Source organism: Caballeronia sp. PC1 (assembly GCF_021353155.1).
Classification (GTDB): domain Bacteria; phylum Pseudomonadota; class Gammaproteobacteria; order Burkholderiales; family Burkholderiaceae; genus Caballeronia; species Caballeronia cordobensis.
On sequence record NZ_JAJUBH010000004.1, the window covers coordinates 308,745 to 325,033 of the forward strand.

Consider the following 16,289-nt stretch of genomic DNA (forward strand, 5'->3'; position numbering starts at 1 on the left):
TACCGACCACGGTCCAACCTGTTTTGCCATCACTGCATGAACGCCTTAGCAATCTGTGGGGGGTGAAACCTTCCTTACTACATTGATTTCTAGCAACTCGTTAATGCACTCAAGCTGTTTGAACTGTCCTATAGTCCGCCTGATACTGTCGATCGCGAGCGAGAAGAGCCCAGACTGTGCGCGCGTTTCTGTTCGCGAGCGCGACCGCTGCTACGTTGAAATGCCGTCGCCCCAATAATTTCTGAAGCCAGATGTTTCCGTTTCGATCGACCTTATTCTGGAATGCCCTCAGCGCGGCGCGCGCGCCATGAATGAGTAAGGTTCGCAGATAAACGTCCCCGCGTTTGCTTATGCCGAGCAGTGTTGCCTTGCCGCCGCTTGATGATTGGGCCGGAACCAATCCCAACCAGGCCGCAAGTTGCCGCCCGTTTGTGAAACTTTTCGCATCCCCTATTGTGGCGATGAGCGCACTTGCCGTGATAGGACCAATGCCGGGGATACGCTCGAGCTTCTTGCTCATCTCGTTTGCGCGGTGGGCAGCTTTGATCTGCGCTTCAAGCTCACTAACCTGTTTATCGAGTTGATCGAGATTAGTGAGCAATCGATCAATCAATAACCGGAAATTACTGGGAAGTTCGTTGCTGGCATCTTCTATCAACTCCCGCGTGCGTCGGTGGACGTTCGCTATACCTTGCGCGAAGACTATCCCAAACTCAGCAAGTAGGCCACGAATCTGATTCGCCTGTGCTGTACGCGCGATAACGAAACCCTGACGAGCTCGATGTACGGCGAGTACCGCCTGTTGATCAACATTTTTAAGAGGCACGAAACGCATGTTGGGTCGCGCTACCGCCTCGCAAATCGCTTCGGCATCCGCAGCATCATTCTTATTGGATTTAACGTACGGCTTTACGAACTGAGGGGCCATGAGCTTGACGGTATGGCCCAACGCCTGCAGCTTGCGCGCCCAATGATGAGCTCCGCCGCATGCTTCCATCCCGATCAGGCAAGGCGGCAGGTTCACGAAGAAACTTAGCATGTGATCGCGTTTAAGCTGTTTCTTCAATGCGGGTTTGCCGTTCTTGTTCACACCGTGAATCTGGAAGACGTTCTTTGCAAGATCGATTCCAACGGTCGTAATGATCATGGTCGCACCTATCAATTCGAATAGTGACGCGGCAATTTTGACAGCCTTCGCGTTACGTCGGGTGGGGGCGTCCATTCCATTAATAAAGAGAACCCGCCATGATGATGCATCAAACCTTGACGCAACTACGCACCCTGAAGTTGGATGGGTTCGCTGACGGATTGGAAGAACAACTGACGCAGCCCGGTACTGCGGCTCTGAGCTTCGAGGAACGCCTATCGTTGCTGGTCGACCGGGAAGCAAGTTGGCGCGATGATCGTCGCCGCACCCGACTGCTCAAGCAAGCGCGCCTGAAGTATCCGCAGGCCGCCATCGAAGATCTCGACACCCGCGCTGGTCGAGGCGTGGACCCGCGTTCGCTCACAAGCCTGGCTCTCGGCGACTGGGTCGAATCTGGATACAGCCTGCTCATTAGCGGCCCAACCGGCGCAGGTAAATCATGGCTCGCTTGCGCCCTCGCGCAGTATGCCTGTCGACGCGGGCACTCCGCGTTGTACCTACGTGTGCCGCGCCTCGGCGAGGAACTGCGCGTCCTCCACGGCAACGGCGGCTTCACCAAATGGCTGCTGCAGGTTGCTCGCGTTGATGTTCTTCTGCTGGACGATTGGGGAATGGCTCCGCTCGACGCGATGGTCCGAAACGATTTGCTCGAGATGATTGATGACCGGTCTGCCGGTAAAGCCACGATCGTGACCAGCCAGCTACCAATCGAACACTGGCATGGCTGGATAGGCGACGAGACGATCGCCGACGCAATGCTCGATCGCCTTATGCAGCGACATCACCGCATCAAACTGACGGGCGAATCTCTTAGAAAACCATCTCCGAAATCCAGCGTGCTCGAACCAGAGCTCGACCAGAACTAGCAAGGAAATCTACAATCGACACCGCGCAACGCCCGACCGCGTCAAACGGTCACGTTCCCGAAATCGGCGGTCACGTTCGCCGAAATACGCACATCGCTCCAAACTACTCGAGTTTGAAGGAAAGAGTTATCGCCTCCGGGAAGCAGCGACCAGGCTTGCCGTCACTGAGGAATCCGACGCATAATCCACTGGTCCTGCCTGGGGGAATTTAGCCGCCCACAGGTGGAGGAGTTTGAACTGCCCATCCGGGCGCAGACTGTTCATCTGCATCGTGCGGAACTTGATCTTCTGTTGCCGCAACCGATGCAGCGCCAATACGGCCTGCTGGGCTTCGGTCTTCACAGCGACGGGCTTGCTCGGCATCTGCGTGGCCATCCAGATCGCACGAGCATCGGCAGGATCATTCTTGTTGCCGATGTTGAAAGCCTTTACGAACTTCGCCGGCATCAGCTTGACCTGATGGCCCATCTCCATCAATCGCCGTGCCCAACGCTGGGCACCGCCGCAAGCCTCCATTCCGATGAGGCAAGGCTCGCGATTCGCAAAATGCTCGAGAAATGCGGCGCGCTTCAGTTGCTTGTTCACAATCTCGCCCGTGCCGGGCATCCACCCAGTGAAGCTGGAAGACGTTCTTCGCGATGTCCACCCCGACCGTCGTATACTTCATTTCGGACCCTCCGGTTAGCCTGTGAAGACCTCAATGATCTTCCATTTGGGCACTTTGATGCCGTCGGCCCGTGAGGGTCCACCTCCTCGGCGTCACCCACCTGGTAGGTGGGGGCGTTCATTCCATCTGTCGTTCTCTATTACGCGGCATCTGCGCTGCCATCCAAATCGCTCGCGCATCTGCGGGATCGTTCTTGTTACCGATGTTGAAGGCCTTGACGAACTTTGCGGGCATCAGTTTGACTTGGTGCCCCATTTTAGTGAGAGCGCGAGCCCAGTGCTGAGCGCCGCCACACGCCTCCATCCCGATCAGGCAGGGTGTGCGGTTCGCGAAATGCTCGAGAAACGCTGTGCGCTTGATCGATCTGTTGACAACCTCACCGGTGTCGGGATCGATCCAATGCATCTGCATCACGTTCTTGGCGTGTCCACGCCGACGGTCGTATAGTTCACTTTGGATCCTCCGGTTGCCTGTGAAGATCTCATGATCTTCCAATCTGGGCACTCTGATGCCGTCGGCCCGTGAGGATCCATCCACTTGCACCTCAGGGCGGGGCCGTTCATATCATTCCAGGTATGGTCACGTCAAAATCCCCCCGTTAACGACCGCCGGCTGAGCGGTCCTTAGCGATGCTGCGGGACATTTATTGTCGTCTCCTTCGGGGAAGAAGGAGACCAGGGAGTGAATGTCTTGAAGCAGCATCTGCAAAGCGCGTGATTCTGCCTCGCCATCCTCCTGACCAACAGGCACGATCGAAGGCGTCCACCAACAGTTCTTCCAATTGGCAGCTTCGGTAAGCCTCCGTGTATACCGAGCAGCACCAGATGGCAAAAAGAACCTCACCCCAGCATCAACAGAGCAGTAGACGAATGACATTTGACCGCTCGATTCGCGCCTTGGCACCGAGGGCGAGTGGCATTCGTCTGTCGATATATGGCCAGGATATCGAGGGCGCGCTACTCATGGATGAAGCCGGGGCGGGGTAATCGCGACTCCTGGACGCTCGCTCGGCCGATCGGCAGGTCGATGTGCCGGGGGTCGTCCTGGCCAAGAGATGACGCGAATCCGCGGCATGAGTTTTGCGCGCGCATCTATGCCGTTACTCGCCACCTTTTATGGAGAATCGCCATGGCCGTCGCAACCCTGAATGATCTTTTTATTCACGGACTCTCGGACATCTACAGTGCGGAGAAGCAGTTGACCAAGGCACTGCCCCGACTGGCCCGGGCTGCAACCAATCCTGATTTATCGGCAGCGTTTAAGACTCACTTGGAGGAGACGCAAGGACAAGTGGAACGGATCGATAAAGTAGTCGAAAGCACTGGCATCAAGCTTAAGCGCGTCAAGTGTGTCGCCATGGAGGGACTCGTTGAAGAGGGCCAAGAGCAGATCGAGGAAATCGAAAAAGGCCCGATTCTGGATGCCGCGCTGATCGCGGCGGCTCAGAAAGTTGAGCACTACGAAATCGCTGCGTACGGCACGCTGGCGACGCTTGCGAAAAAGCTCGGTTACACCGACGGCATGAATCTTTTACTGGAGACGTTGGACGAGGAAAAGGCAACAGACGAAAAGCTGACCATGTTGGCTAAGCAAGAGTTGTCGAAGGAGGAGGTGGGCAAGTAATGGGCTACGGCCACGGGTGAAGAGCCGCGGATTGAAAGATGCGAACAGGGTCTCTAGTGGCCTGTAACGATTGAAACGGGAGTAATTCGACGTGTTGGGTCAAAGTACTTCCACTTTACGGGTTTGGGTTGCTCGTTGTATTTGCGGATGTAGCGCATGAGCTTTCGCTTGAGATCGGGTACCGAGGTGAACACGCCGCGCGAGATCACGTCACGCTCGATCTTGGCGAACCATAACTCCACCTGGTTGAGCCAGGACGAATAGGTCGGGGTGAAGTGCATATGAACTTGCGGGTGCTCGCTGAGAAACGCATCGACCTGCCGGGTCTTGTGCGCCGAGAGGTTGTCGGCAATGACATGAATTTCTTTGCCGCGGGGTTGGTTGGCCACGAGGTCGCTCAGGAACGCTACGAACTCGGCCGAGGTATGCCGCGTTGCCGTCTTGCCGAGGACTTCGCCAGTCTTTGTATTGAAGGCGGCGTACAGCGAAAGCGTGCCGTGTCTGAGGTACTCGAAGCCGTGACGCTCGGCGCGTCCCGGCGACAGGGGTAGCACAGGGTCTTTGCGATCGAGCGCCTGAATGGCAGTCTTCTCGTCGACGCTGAATACGGCCGCATGCTGCGGCGGGTTGAGATACAGCCCGATGACATCGGCCGCCTTGGTCTCGAAGTCCGGGTCATTGGAGGCAAGGTAGCCCTCCAGCCGATGCGGCTTGATGCCGTGTTTGGCCCAGATGCGGGCCACAGTCATGTGCGAGATGTCGCCGCCGAGTTCGGCCGCGAGCTTGCGCGTGGACCAGTGCGTGGAGCCGTCCGCGGGCGTGTGCCTGGTCGTACGCGCAAGCACTCGTGCTTCCACGCGATCGGTCACCTTGTAGCGTTCGCGCCCGGTGTGACGAGCGAACAAGCCCGCCAACCGCTCCGCAGCGAAGCGCTTGCTCCAGCGATCGATGTAGCTGTCGCTGCAATCGAGCTTGGCTCTGATCTCCGACCAGGTCAGCCCGTCAGCGAGCAGCAAGATCAGGCGAGCGCGACGTGCCGAATCCGCTCGCACGGTCCTCGCACTGGCTCGCCGCTGCAGTTCCATGATTTCGCTTTCGGTCAAGTTCATCGCGTCCTCCCAAGACGCAATGATACTTCCCATTTAAACGTTACAGTCCACTAGTTCATCGCGACATTGGGAGGCTGTTGCCCGTGGTTTTGAGAGATGAAAAGCCTCGCATGGCCGTTATGCCACGCGAGGACGCGGCTCACGACGCCGAAAGGGCTCGACGCGCGAACTCCCTCAGGCGTGCTCGGCAGCACAGCCATGCACAGGAGACGAATATGGACCTACCGCGGCAAGCAGTTTCCTTCCTTACCTCAAGGGGGCTAAAGCTGGCAACGGCCGAGTCCTGCACCGCAGGGTTCATTGCATCCTTGATATCGTCCGTTCCAGGCAGCGGTAGCTGCCTTGACGTGGGCTTCGTCACCTATTCACCCTCTGGTAAAGCCGGTTTTCTCGGAGTGCGGAAGGAAACGATGGAGCGGTACGGCCTGACGAGCGAGGCCGTTGCCCGCGAGATGAGCGAGGGCGCGCTGCAGCAGGAGGCATGTTGCGCAGATGTCGCGGTCTCCAACACGGGCGTTGCCGACGCCGCGCCGGGCGGCGGGCCGCCTGCAGGCACTCAGTGCTTCGCGTGGTCGTTTCGTTCACGGACCGGAGACGTCGCGACCTTCAGCGAGACGAAGAAATTCGAAGGGGAGCGTAACGAAGTGCGACAGGCCGCAGCGCACTACGCGATCTCCCGTATCGAGCATTACTTCAACCAGCAATCGACTCGTAATCCTGGAGGGAAGAGCGATGAATAACAATCCGAACGATTGGCGGGCCTGGCAGCAGCAGATAATCGACGAACTCGGCGTCACCGCGCAGTTCGACGTGGACGTCGAGCGCGAGCGGCGGGTCGGCTTCTTGTGCGATTACCTGGTATCGCAGGGTCTTCGAACCCTGGTGCTCGGTATCAGCGGAGGCGTCGATTCCTCGACGGCAGGCCGTCTCGCTCAGTTGAGCGTCGAGCGTCTACGGGCACGCAGATACGAGGCGCATTTTGTCGCGGTAAGACTGCCTTATGGGATGCAGCGCGACGAGGACGATGCCCGGCTCGCGCTGGATTTCGTGCGGCCCGACGAGACTTTCGATGTCAACGTGAAAGGGGCTTCCGACGAAATGCTCGCGGCGCTCGAGCGCGCAGGCGCACAGTACACGGATGATTTTCAGAAGGACTTCGTGCTGGGCAACATCAAGGCGCGTGAGCGCATGATCGCGCAGTACGCAATTGCTGGCGCACGCGTGGGGGTCGTCATTGGCACAGACCACGCTGCGGAGTCGCTGATGGGGTTCTTCACCAAGTATGGTGACGGCGGCGCCGACGTTCTGCCACTCTCTGGACTGACCAAGCGACGGGTGCGCGCCCTGGCGCGCTCCATGGGGGCGACGGAGCGGCTTGTCATGAAGGTGCCCACTGCTGACTTGGAGTCGCTCACGCCGCAGCGGCCCGATGAGGACAGCTACGGCATTAGTTACGAAAACATCGACGATTTCCTCGAGGGCAAAGAAGTCAATGAAGAGGTGCTCACAACGATACACCGCTTTTATACAGCGACTCGTCACAAGCGCTCACTTCCCGTCGAGGTCAGTCGAAGCTGACCGCGCGGGCAAATCTGTGCTTTCGGAGTATCGGTGAGCGGGTAACGCAGGTCTACCATAAGCGACAGCGGAGTGATGTGGCATGGCTTCGGTGCTTCTGGTCGACGATGACATCGGGTGGCTGGGTTCTCTCGGCGTCGCGATTGCGGCGGAAGGTCATATTGTCCGAACTGCAACCGACGGCGAGCACGCTTTATTGCTCGTGAAGTCGTCGCCGCCGGATATTGTAGTAACGGACTGTGCTATGCCGGGCCTGGATGGTGTACGGTTAATCCGTTCAATGCTTGCGGACCCGAATCTAGCGCAAATCCCGGTGATCCTCATGTCTGATGCGCGGCGGCGCCCAAACGTACCTTGTGTCTGTTTTATGAGCAAGCCCTTCGCAGTGCTCGCCCTGCTTCGTCAACTGAAATTAGTCGAACGACGCCGACGTGGAATTAGACACGCAGTGCTAAGGCGAGCGGCGAGCCACTTCTCGCGCATCCGATGATAGCTCTGAACTGCTTCATTAAACGCGGGCCGGCGCAGCGTGCGCGCATCAAAAGAGAAGATTCCTCATCAGGACCGGCGTTCTACCTTTCTGCTTGAGCTTCGAAAGTGCCAGGGGGTTACGCCGCCGTCCAGCAGGAGGGCGACGTTCGTTATCTAGGCTCGATTGCCGACTTCGCCCGGCTGCTCATGGGAACGTCGCGGCCGTTGTTACGAAGGGGCCAGCCCACTATCCTCGGCATCGCAGGCCTCCGGTCAACCAATATCGACTCGATCGTCGTATCGGGAGCACGAGCGTGCTGCTCGAGACGGCTGATAGTTGTCCCGTCGTCAAGCAGATCGTCTTTGTCAGCGTCTTCCTGCCTGGGGGCGGCACTCGCATTGCTTTAGTGATTTGGGGCGACGTCTCGCAAGCCGCGCCACCGCGTGAGGCAGTCTCATTTGATACTATGTTTTTGGGCGAATTTATTGCCTGGGGGCCAACATAATGGGAACCGCCGACGTTGCGGAGACCGGGTTTGCCAACGGTTGGGATTTCGCTCGATTTGGCCGCGTATTGGACGGGCGGTTTCAAGGTTGAAGTGCAACAGCGGCTTTAATGTTTAGAGCCATGAGGTTGAGCTGCCGAAGCGAGTGTTGCGGCGAAGACCTCGAGCGGCGAATGGAAGGCGTGAGTGGCGCGAGGCCTGCTGTTCAGACTGTCGGCAATGGCGTCAAGTTCGTCCTGACTGTAGACGGAAAGGTCGGTGCCTTTGGGCAGATACTGGCGCAGCAGGCCGTTGGTGTTTTCACACGTGCCGCGTTGCCATGGGCTGTGCGGGTCGCAGAAGTACGCCTTCACACCGGTGGCGGCGGTGAGCTCTGCATGCCGCGACATCTCCTTGCCTTGGTCGTAGGTGAAGCTCTGCCGTAATGGCTCGGCAATCGAATTGAGTTTGGTAGAGAAGCCTGCCAGCGCGGAAGCAGCTGTAGCATCTCCCATCTTCGCCAGCAGCACCAGGCGGCTGGTCCGTTCCACCAGCACTCCGACTGAAGACGCATTGTTGGCGCCCTTGATGAAGTCGCCCTCCCAATGTCCGGGCAGCAGTCGGTCCTCGATTTCGGGCGGCCGCACATGAATACTGACCATGTCCGGAATCTGTCCGCGTCGGTCTGTACCCCGTGTGCGCGGCATGCGTGTGCTGTGGCCGTGGCGCAGGCAGGCGATAAGCTGACGGCGCAGCTCGCCGCGCGGCTGGGCGTAGATGGCCGTATAGATAGTTTCGTGGGACACGTGCTGGGTCGGGTCGGTCGGATACATGCGCTTGAGTGTGCCCGATATCTGCTGAGGTGACCATTTCCACTCGAGCAGGGTAAGAACGATGCGCCAGCACACACTCTGCGGGCAGAGCTTTGTGGGACGGCGACCCGCACTCCGACGCGCGGCGCTGAGCACTTCTGCAGGTGCGGATGCATAGCCCGAAGGAGAACGATTTCGCCTCAGTTCACGGCTGACGGTGGACGGCGAGCGGCCGAGTATCCGGGCCATGGCCCGGATACTCGAACCCTGCAAATGCAGGCTGGCAATGGTCAGGCGCTCTTCGGGTTGAAGCTGTTGATACTGGGTCTTTTCGTGCATCGCAACACCCTATACGAAACAGGTGTTGCACTTCAGATTTGAGGCCGCCTGGTGATAAAGAATGTGCACCTGCCACTTGAGACTTTGTTGCTTCAACCATTGCGTCACGATTGCGATGTCCGGTGATGTAACCGCGCGATGGTCTGTGAGAAAGCCGACGAAGTTGCGCAGAATACCTGCATAGTTCTTGTGCGTAGCCGGGTGGCGAAAACCTTGCGTCTGCAAAAAGAGCTCGATGAGGGCTGCGTTGTTGGAAGATAAATGAGTCATGGCAAAAAGCCTCCTGGCAGAGCTAGTGCAATGCATCATTGAATTGGCACCCCAGGTGTGTTCAGATGCAGGTCATGGGCAAAATGAATCTGACCGATACCGAACGCGAGCAACTGCTGTCGGCGGCGCGCAGCCGAACGGTGCGTGCGGCGGACGTACGACGTGCGAAGTTGATCCTGATGCTCGAGGACGGCGAATCGCGCGACAGCATTATGCGCACACTGGGTTGCGACTCGCGCTTCATCGCGCGCTGGTCGGGGCGCTTTCTTTGCGAGCGACTATCTGGCATGTATGGCCGACATCCCGGGCGCGCTCCCAAGCAGCCGCCAGCCAGACTTGAGGCGCGTGTGCTCAACCGCACTCTCAAGCACAAACCCGCCGACGGCTCGACACACTGGAGCAGCTATAAGCTTGCGGCAGAGCTCGGCGACGTGTCGGTCTCGACCGTGCAGCGCATCTGGCGCAAGCATGGGGTCAAGCCGCAGCAGTTGGAGCGGCACATGGTCTCCAACGACCCGGACTTCGAGGCCAAAGCAGCCGACGTGATCGGGCTTTACCTGAACCCGCCGGCGCATGCAGCGGTGTTCTGTGTGGACGAGAAGACCGCGATTCAGGCACTCGACCGCAAGGACCGGATGCTGCCGCTGTCGCCGGGGCGCGCCGAGAGTCACGGCTTCGAGTACAAGCGCAACGGCACGCTCAGCCTGTTCGCGGCGTTCAATACTGCGACCGGCGAGGTGATGGGCAAAACAGCGCCGCGCCACACCAGCGAACAGTTTGTGGCCTTCCTGACCGACGTCGTGGCCAGCCAGCCCAAACGCAGGGAAATCCATGTCATCTGTGACAACGGAGTAGCCATAAGACGGGGCGGGTGGCCACCTTCCTCAGCGCGCATCGCAACGTACGTCTGCACTTCACGCCGACCTACTCGTCGTGGCTTAACCAAGTGGAAAACTGGTTCTCGCGCATCCAACGCGATGTGATCGCCCGGGGCATCTTCACTTCAGTAAAGGATCTGAATCGCAAACTCATGCACTACATCCGCGAGCACAACAAAAATCCTAAGCCGATCAAGTGGAAGTATGACGATCCTTCACGTCGAATTCGCCAGGTGCCAAATCAATGACGCAGTCGACTAGTCCGATGGATCGCAGATCTTCGGTCGCGAGTTTCAGATATCCTGCGGTCGCCCCGGCGGACGTGTGACCCAACACGTCGCCGATGATCTTGAGTGGCACGCCAGATCGCAGCAAGCTAACGGCACGCGCGTGGCGAAACGCGTGAGGGCCCTTTCCTTCCTTGCGGAGTGATCCCGGCTGCTCGTAGACGCGCATTCATGATGCAGTTGAGGATCGATCCATTCTTGAATGGACGGTACGGCACCTGGATGCGCAGGAATACCTCTCGATAAACGCTGGGCGGTCGCGCCTTCTCCAAATATCGGAGCAACGCTTCGCCCGGTTCGGGTAGCAATGGCAGTCCAGACGAGGTCCCTGTCTTCGTATGGCGCACGCGAAGCATGTCCCGCCTCCAGTCGATGTCCTCCAGGTGTAAATTGACAACTTCTGCAGCACGTAAGCCGTAGGTGGACAACAGGGACAAGATGGCGTAGTCGCGCAGGCCGACCGGAGAGACGTCCCTCCGAGTCACCTCCGGAACTCGCGTCACATCTTCTGTCCGCAGGGCGACTGGGATGCCTTCGTGCTCATAGATGTGTGGCCCAATCACAGTGCCAGCGAGATCAGCGGCAGTTCGCCCGGTGCGCCACAAGTGACGAAGAAAATCACGAAGGCAGACGGTCCGATCTTCTATGGATGCGCGTCGCAGCCCGACACAACATTGCTTCAAGTACGCGTCGAGTTCTTGAACGCTCAAGTACTTCAGACGCTGCTCGTCTGCGCGGTGCCCAAGTGAACTTAGAAATTTCAACGCATGCATTGTGCGCTTGGCTCGAGTCAGCGGGTGCAGTCCGCGTAGGTCGCGCAACCATGTGTCGTATTCCCTAGCTATATCGCGATGGAAACCTTCGAGTGGGGTGCTAGGCGGGTCCGGGACGGGCCAAGCACCGCGCACGAGACGCAGCATCATATTGATGGCACCGGTGTATCGATGTTGCCACTGCTGCAGCGGTGGCAGATTACTGTTTCGCTTCCGCGAAAGTCGATATTGCCCGCGCAAGAACTGGGTCACATGTCCCGAGGAAACGGTTTCGATAGACAGTCCATTGCGGTGGCAGTAATTGAGGAACTGACGCACCCGAGCCGGATACCACCGTTGGATCCGTAGGGAGTATCCCTCGGCCCGCAGATGTGCCAGCAGTTTCTCGATCAACCGCTCATCAGTTAATACCGGAGTGAACATGGGAACCTCCTTGGACGAGACCAAGCCCGAGGATGCCACGTGCCCATAATGGAAAGCAGATTTGAGAGAGAAGCACGGATCGCCAGCGGGCGCAACGGCTTCCTTCCCATTATGGCTTCCTTCCCATTAGCAGAAGCCGCGCAAGTTGATTTCGGCGCAGGTCCGACCATCACCGATGCACACACCGGCGAGGTCCACAAGACGTGGTTCTTCGTGATGACGTTGTGCTGGTCGCGGCATCAATACATTGCGTTTGTCCGCGATCAGAGCGTCGACACATGGTTGCTATGTCACCGTCACGCCTTCGAATGGTTCAACGGCGTAGTGGGACGCGTCATCATCGATAACCCCAAGTGTGCCATCGTCAAGGCCTGTATCTACGAACCCGAAGTCCAGCGGGCCTATGCGCAATGCGCCGAAGGGTATTCGTTCAAGATCGATCCGTGTCCGCCGAGGGACCCGGCTAAAACAGGAATTGTCGAGTCGGGCGTCAAATACGTGAAGTCGAGCTTCCTTCGTCTTCGCGAATTCCGTGATCTTGACGACGCCAACCGGCAAGCACGAGCCTGGGTGATGCACGAGGCCAGCACCCGGACGCATGGCACGACGCGCGAAGTGCCGCTCAAGCGTTTCGAGGATGTCGAACAGGCGCTGTTGCAGCCGCTTCCCGATGTGCCGCCCGAGCTGGCAACTTGGGCGCGCGTGAAGGTCCATCGCGACGCCCATTTGCAATTCGAGCGCGCCTACTATTCTGTGCCGTTCCGGCTTGCCGGTAAAGATCTGTGGCTCAAGGCGACCGCCAACATGGTGCAGCTCTACTACGAGCACGAACTGTCGGCATCGCATGTCCGCCAGACTACGCCAGGAACGCGTATCACTGTGGTCGATCACATGCCGTCAGCAGCACAGGCCTGGCAAATGCACGACACCCAATGGTGTCTGAGAGAAGCGCAACGTATCGGGCCGTCATGCCACGCGCTTGTTCACGCGCTCTTCGGCGATCAGGTTCTCATCAAGCTGCGCGCTGTACAGGGCGTGCTGCGCTTTGCTCAGCAGTTCGGCGCGTCCCGCCTGGAGGCGGCCTGCCGTCGCGCGAATCACTTCGGCACGCCGAGCTACAGAGCCGTCAAGCTGATCTCGCAGAAAGGCCTCGATCAGACCTGGCTGTCGATCGAACCTGTTGAATCAGGCGCGACCACCTACACCCACGGCGGCCGCTTCTGCCGCGATACCCAGACTCTCCTGATCCATTGAACATGAATCCAATTCCCGAACTCACGTCTTCTCTTAAGCAATTGCGACTGTCCGGCATCCTCGACACGCTCGAAGCACGCAACCATGAAGCCATCGACCGTAAGCTCGCCTATACCGATTTCCTGACGTTGCTTATCCAGGACGAGATCGCACGGCGCGATCATCGAAAGCTCGACGCCCGCATGCGCCGCGCGAACTTCCGTGGACAGAAGACACTGGAAGGTTTCGACTTCGACCGGCTACCCAATCTTAATCGCGCCGTCGTCCATGATCTTGCGACCTGTCGCTTCATCGATGAGAAGGTCAGCGTGCTAATCGCCGGTCCTTGCGGAACGGGCAAAAGCCATCTGGCGCAGGCACTGGGCCACTCCGCCGCCCGGCAAGGTCACGATGTCCTGTTCATGACTCAGACCCGGCTTCTCAGCACGCTACGCAACGCGCAAGCCGTGGGCTCCTACGAACGGCGATTCCAGGCGCTTGCCAAGGTGCCGTTGCTCATCATTGACGACTTGGACTGAAACCCATGCGCACGCCCGAAGACGAAGACTTCCACGATCTGTTTGCCGAGAGGTACGAGCGTACATCGACTGTCTTAACAAGTAATTTGGATTTTACGGAATGGGGCGACGCGTTCGCGACCAACAAAATGCTCGGCGCTGCAACGCTTGATCGCTTGCGACACGCGGCATACCGCGTCGTGCTCGACGGCGAGAGCTACCGTGTTCCACACCCGATGCCCGAGAGCAACAAATCAGCACTTGCGAAAGGAGGTAAAAACACGGATTCTTGATCCCCGTTCGAGCGCCGAATCAGGCGCCTTTTGCTAGCGCCATTACGCCGAAAACACCCGGCCCCTTTACGGCGAAAGGCAACAGCGCGGGCTCAACGAACCCGACGACACATTGAATGCTGACGGCGGACGTCGGCCCCCGTGTCCTGCAGCGCCTATATCTCGCCGGCGCGACCATCGGGGCGCACCATCTATCGGCTCGGCCGAGTGCATCGCATCGTGCTGCCGCTCTGATACAAAAAGTTACAAATCGAGTTTTTTCCACCCCTTGAATCGAAAAACGCCCACCCTTATTTCGTTTTTTCGCCAGGCTTGGCTCGGCCGCACGGTAGCACTCAGCGTGTCGCAATCGTGCGGCCGGATTCCCTTATTGGTGATCCTTTAATCGCTCAGGAGATGGAAATGCATATTCGTCCCCTCTACGACCGGGTTATCGTCAAGCGAATCGAAACGCAACGGACGACAGCTTCGGGCATCGTAATTCCCGATTCAGCAGCAGAAAAACCAGAACAAGGCGAAGTCGTCGCAGTCGGCAGCGGCCGGCTGCTGCAGGACGGCGCGCTGCGCCCGCTCCAGCTACAGGTCGGTGACCAGGTTCTATTCGGCAAATACGCAGGCCAGACAGTCAAGGTCGATGGCGAGGAGTTGCTTGTCATGCGCGAGGAGGACGTCATGGGCGTTCTCGAGGCTGACGCCGGTCCGGCGCGCAAGGCTGCCTGAACTTTAAATCGGATCCCCGACACTCGACTGGTGACGCCGGTAGTGCGACCAGTCAATGCATCGGTAGATCGCGACCCGCTGGTCAACACAAACTCCGGAGCAATAACATGAGCGCAAAAGAGGTCAAATTCCACGACACCGCGCGTGCCCGCATCGTCAAGGGCGTCAATGTGCTGGCCGATGCCGTGAAGGTTACCCTTGGGCCCAAAGGCCGAAACGTCCTGATCGAACGCAGCTTCGGCGCGCCGACCATCACGAAGGATGGGGTGTCAGTCGCCAAGGAGATTGAACTCAACGACCGATTCGAGAACATGGGCGCACAGATCGTCAAACAGGTCGCTTCGAAGACGGCGGACGTGGCCGGCGACGGCACCACGACGGCGACCGTTCTCGCACAAGCGATCGTCCAGGAAGGCATGAAACATGTTGCCGCCGGCATGAATCCGATGGATCTCAAGCGTGGCATCGACAAGGCCGTCGCGGCCTTACTCGACGAGCTGCGCACGTTGTCGAAGCCGATTTCGACAAACCGTGAGATTGCCCAGGTCGGCTCGATCTCCGCGAACGCCGACGAGGCGATCGGGACGATCATCGCGCAGGCGATGGAAAAAGTGGGAAAGGAAGGCGTGATCACCGTCGAAGACGGCAAGTCGCTCGAGAACGAGTTGGATGTTGTCGAGGGCATGCAGTTCGACCGTGGCTACATCAGCCCCTACTTCATTAACGATCCCGACAAGCAGGCTGCCTATCTCGACGATGCGCTGATTTTGCTGCACGACAAGAAGATCTCGAACATCCGGGATCTGTTGCCAGTGCTTGAAGCAACCTCAAAGGCTGGGAAGCCACTGCTGATCGTCGCTGAGGACATCGATGGAGAAGCGCTGGCGACATTGGTCGTTAATGCCATGCGCGGCATCCTCAAGGTCGCTGCCGTCAAAGCGCCAGGTTTCGGTGACCGGCGCAAAGCCATGCTCGAGGACATCGCAACCCTGACGGGCGCGACGGTCATCTCCGAAGAAACCGGCAAGCAACTGCAGAAGGCAGCCCTTGAAGATCTCGGACGAGCGAAGCGCATTGAAGTGCGGAAAGACGACACGATCATCATCGATGGCGCGGGCGACGAAGAGCGCATCGCGGCACGCGTGAAGTCCATTCGTGCGCAGATCGAGGAAACGACAAGCGATTACGACCGCGAGAAGCTGCAGGAACGGGTGGCGAAGCTCGCCGGTGGCGTGGCCGTCATCAAGGTCGGCGCGGCCACTGAGGTCGAAATGAAGGAGAAGAAAGACCGCGTGGACGACGCGCTGCACGCTACACGTGCCGCAGTCGAGGAAGGCATCGTGCCCGGCGGTGGGGTGGCGCTGCTGCGCGCGCGGGAAGCGGTGACGGGCCTGAAAGGCGCCAACAGCGATCAGGACGCGGGCATTCAGATCGTACTGCACGCGCTCGAGGCGCCGCTGCGCATCATCGCCGCGAATGCGGGCGACGAGCCTTCGGTGGTCATCGCCAAGGTGGTCGAAGGCCACGGCAACTTTGGCTACAACGCGGCCCTCGGCGAATACGGCGATCTTGTTGAAGCGGGCGTCGTCGACCCGACCAAGGTTACACGCACCGCGCTACAGAACGCCGCGTCGATTGCGGGACTGATTCTCACAACCGATGCCACTGTCGCCGAAGCGCCAAAAGACGATAAGGCGACGCAGACGCCCGCACGGGAGTTGGAGTATTAACCTGCAGCGGGTTGCTCGAAGTACCTGTTGTAGTGATGGCAGGTGCAATTAGTGCAATTGGTTCATT

At 58.7% G+C, this 16,289-nt stretch carries 14 protein-coding genes and 6 pseudogenes; 12 read left to right on the plus strand and 8 right to left on the minus strand.

Annotated elements, in window-relative coordinates; translation table 11 throughout:
- Window positions 1–109: 109 nt before the first annotated feature.
- Window positions 110–1,147 (minus strand): IS110 family transposase, encoded by a 1,038-nt coding sequence (locus tag LY284_RS34630; protein WP_045463306.1) that lies wholly within the window; start codon window positions 1,145–1,147, stop codon window positions 110–112.
- Between the two features lie 98 nt (window positions 1,148–1,245).
- On the opposite strand from LY284_RS34630, the gene istB (LY284_RS34635) reads away from it, so the two are divergent.
- Entirely contained in the window at window positions 1,246–2,013 is a 768-nt protein-coding gene (gene istB, locus LY284_RS34635; protein WP_045462621.1) for an IS21-like element helper ATPase IstB, read from the plus strand.
- A 249-nt stretch (window positions 2,014–2,262) separates the two neighbouring features.
- On the opposite strand, the pseudogene LY284_RS34640 reads toward istB (LY284_RS34635), so the two are convergent.
- A pseudogene (locus LY284_RS34640) lies at window positions 2,263–2,680 on the minus strand (IS110 family transposase); the annotation flags it as partial.
- A gap of 144 nt (window positions 2,681–2,824) precedes the next feature.
- Window positions 2,825–3,132, minus strand: a pseudogene (locus tag LY284_RS34645) (transposase); the annotation flags it as partial.
- Window positions 3,133–3,808: 676 nt separating this feature from the next.
- Between LY284_RS34645 and LY284_RS34650 the strand changes: the two are divergent.
- Entirely contained in the window at window positions 3,809–4,303 is a 495-nt protein-coding gene (locus LY284_RS34650; protein WP_233391567.1) for a ferritin-like domain-containing protein, read from the plus strand.
- A gap of 53 nt (window positions 4,304–4,356) precedes the next feature.
- Here LY284_RS34650 and LY284_RS34655 read toward each other — a convergent pair whose 3' ends face one another.
- The gene (locus tag LY284_RS34655) at window positions 4,357–5,412 is read right to left on the minus strand and encodes an IS630 family transposase (protein WP_233384792.1); all 1,056 of its coding nucleotides are present in this window, start codon (window positions 5,410–5,412) and stop codon (window positions 4,357–4,359) included.
- 215 nt (window positions 5,413–5,627) lie between these two features.
- Between LY284_RS34655 and LY284_RS34660 the strand changes: the two genes are divergently transcribed.
- The 4 genes from LY284_RS34660 (at window position 5,628) to LY284_RS34670 (ending at window position 7,967) form a co-directional block, all read left to right on the plus strand.
- Window positions 5,628–6,152, plus strand: coding sequence for a CinA family protein (locus LY284_RS34660; RefSeq protein WP_045463312.1), 525 nt, complete (start codon window positions 5,628–5,630; stop codon window positions 6,150–6,152).
- Window positions 6,145–6,990 (plus strand): ammonia-dependent NAD(+) synthetase, encoded by an 846-nt coding sequence (gene nadE / locus LY284_RS34665; protein ID WP_233391571.1) that lies wholly within the window; start codon window positions 6,145–6,147, stop codon window positions 6,988–6,990. The genes LY284_RS34660 and nadE overlap by 8 nt, the downstream gene beginning before the upstream one ends.
- Window positions 6,991–7,072: 82 nt before the next feature.
- Complete coding sequence (locus tag LY284_RS39415; protein WP_375294331.1) at window positions 7,073–7,480, plus strand: response regulator; 408 nt, start codon at window positions 7,073–7,075, stop codon at window positions 7,478–7,480.
- A 295-nt stretch (window positions 7,481–7,775) separates the two neighbouring features.
- Complete coding sequence (locus LY284_RS34670) at window positions 7,776–7,967, plus strand: hypothetical protein (RefSeq protein WP_233391573.1); 192 nt, start codon at window positions 7,776–7,778, stop codon at window positions 7,965–7,967.
- Between the two features lie 107 nt (window positions 7,968–8,074).
- Here LY284_RS34670 and LY284_RS34675 read toward each other — a convergent pair whose 3' ends face one another.
- Window positions 8,075–9,097: an IS30 family transposase gene (locus LY284_RS34675; protein ID WP_233391575.1), complete on the minus strand. Its 1,023-nt coding sequence runs from the start codon at window positions 9,095–9,097 to the stop codon at window positions 8,075–8,077.
- A gap of 9 nt (window positions 9,098–9,106) precedes the next feature.
- Window positions 9,107–9,367, minus strand: a complete 261-nt coding sequence (locus LY284_RS34680) for a hypothetical protein (RefSeq protein WP_045462612.1) — start codon at window positions 9,365–9,367, stop codon at window positions 9,107–9,109.
- A gap of 65 nt (window positions 9,368–9,432) precedes the next feature.
- Here LY284_RS34680 and LY284_RS34685 point away from each other — a divergent pair.
- Window positions 9,433–10,493: pseudogene (locus LY284_RS34685) on the plus strand (IS630 family transposase).
- On the opposite strand, the gene LY284_RS39420 reads toward LY284_RS34685, so the two are convergent.
- Both LY284_RS39420 and LY284_RS34690 read right to left on the minus strand, forming a co-directional pair.
- Window positions 10,438–10,701 (minus strand): tyrosine-type recombinase/integrase, encoded by a 264-nt coding sequence (locus LY284_RS39420; protein WP_375294332.1) that lies wholly within the window; start codon window positions 10,699–10,701, stop codon window positions 10,438–10,440. The pseudogene LY284_RS34685 and the gene LY284_RS39420 sit on opposite strands and share 56 nt — an antisense overlap.
- Entirely contained in the window at window positions 10,622–11,728 is a 1,107-nt protein-coding gene (locus LY284_RS34690) for a tyrosine-type recombinase/integrase (RefSeq protein WP_233391577.1), read from the minus strand. The genes LY284_RS39420 and LY284_RS34690 overlap by 80 nt, the downstream gene beginning before the upstream one ends.
- A 120-nt stretch (window positions 11,729–11,848) precedes the next feature.
- Here LY284_RS34690 and istA point away from each other — a divergent pair.
- From istA to groL, 5 genes and pseudogenes are all read left to right on the plus strand, one after another.
- Window positions 11,849–12,982, plus strand: a pseudogene (gene istA / locus LY284_RS34695) (IS21 family transposase); the annotation flags it as partial.
- A gap of 2 nt (window positions 12,983–12,984) precedes the next feature.
- Window positions 12,985–13,772, plus strand: a pseudogene (gene istB / locus LY284_RS34700) (IS21-like element helper ATPase IstB).
- Window positions 13,773–13,857: 85 nt separating this feature from the next.
- Window positions 13,858–14,006, plus strand: a pseudogene (locus tag LY284_RS34705) (diguanylate cyclase); the annotation flags it as partial.
- Window positions 14,007–14,174: 168 nt separating this feature from the next.
- The gene (gene groES / locus LY284_RS34710; protein ID WP_014253163.1) at window positions 14,175–14,492 is read left to right on the plus strand and encodes a co-chaperone GroES; all 318 of its coding nucleotides are present in this window, start codon (window positions 14,175–14,177) and stop codon (window positions 14,490–14,492) included.
- 107 nt (window positions 14,493–14,599) lie between these two features.
- Window positions 14,600–16,222 carry a chaperonin GroEL gene (groL, locus tag LY284_RS34715; protein WP_233391579.1) on the plus strand — a complete coding sequence of 541 codons (1,623 nt, stop codon included), beginning with the start codon at window positions 14,600–14,602 and terminating at the stop codon, window positions 16,220–16,222.
- Window positions 16,223–16,289: the final 67 nt, after the last annotated feature.

Coding starts and splice junctions, on each gene's coding strand:
- LY284_RS34650 (WP_233391567.1), top strand. CDS start 3,809: ATGGCCGTCGCAACCCTGAATGATCTTTTTATTCACGGACTCTCGGAC.
- groL (WP_233391579.1), top strand. CDS start 14,600: ATGAGCGCAAAAGAGGTCAAATTCCACGACACCGCGCGTGCCCGCATC.
- istB (WP_045462621.1), top strand. CDS start 1,246: ATGATGATGCATCAAACCTTGACGCAACTACGCACCCTGAAGTTGGAT.
- LY284_RS34690 (WP_233391577.1), bottom strand. CDS start 11,728: ATGTTCACTCCGGTATTAACTGATGAGCGGTTGATCGAGAAACTGCTG.
- LY284_RS34655 (WP_233384792.1), bottom strand. CDS start 5,412: ATGAACTTGACCGAAAGCGAAATCATGGAACTGCAGCGGCGAGCCAGT.
- LY284_RS34675 (WP_233391575.1), bottom strand. CDS start 9,097: ATGCACGAAAAGACCCAGTATCAACAGCTTCAACCCGAAGAGCGCCTG.
- groES (WP_014253163.1), top strand. CDS start 14,175: ATGCATATTCGTCCCCTCTACGACCGGGTTATCGTCAAGCGAATCGAA.
- LY284_RS39420 (WP_375294332.1), bottom strand. CDS start 10,701: ATGCGCGTCTACGAGCAGCCGGGATCACTCCGCAAGGAAGGAAAGGGC.
- LY284_RS39415 (WP_375294331.1), top strand. CDS start 7,073: ATGGCTTCGGTGCTTCTGGTCGACGATGACATCGGGTGGCTGGGTTCT.
- LY284_RS34680 (WP_045462612.1), bottom strand. CDS start 9,367: ATGACTCATTTATCTTCCAACAACGCAGCCCTCATCGAGCTCTTTTTG.
- LY284_RS34630 (WP_045463306.1), bottom strand. CDS start 1,147: ATGATCATTACGACCGTTGGAATCGATCTTGCAAAGAACGTCTTCCAG.
- nadE (WP_233391571.1), top strand. CDS start 6,145: ATGAATAACAATCCGAACGATTGGCGGGCCTGGCAGCAGCAGATAATC.
- LY284_RS34660 (WP_045463312.1), top strand. CDS start 5,628: ATGGACCTACCGCGGCAAGCAGTTTCCTTCCTTACCTCAAGGGGGCTA.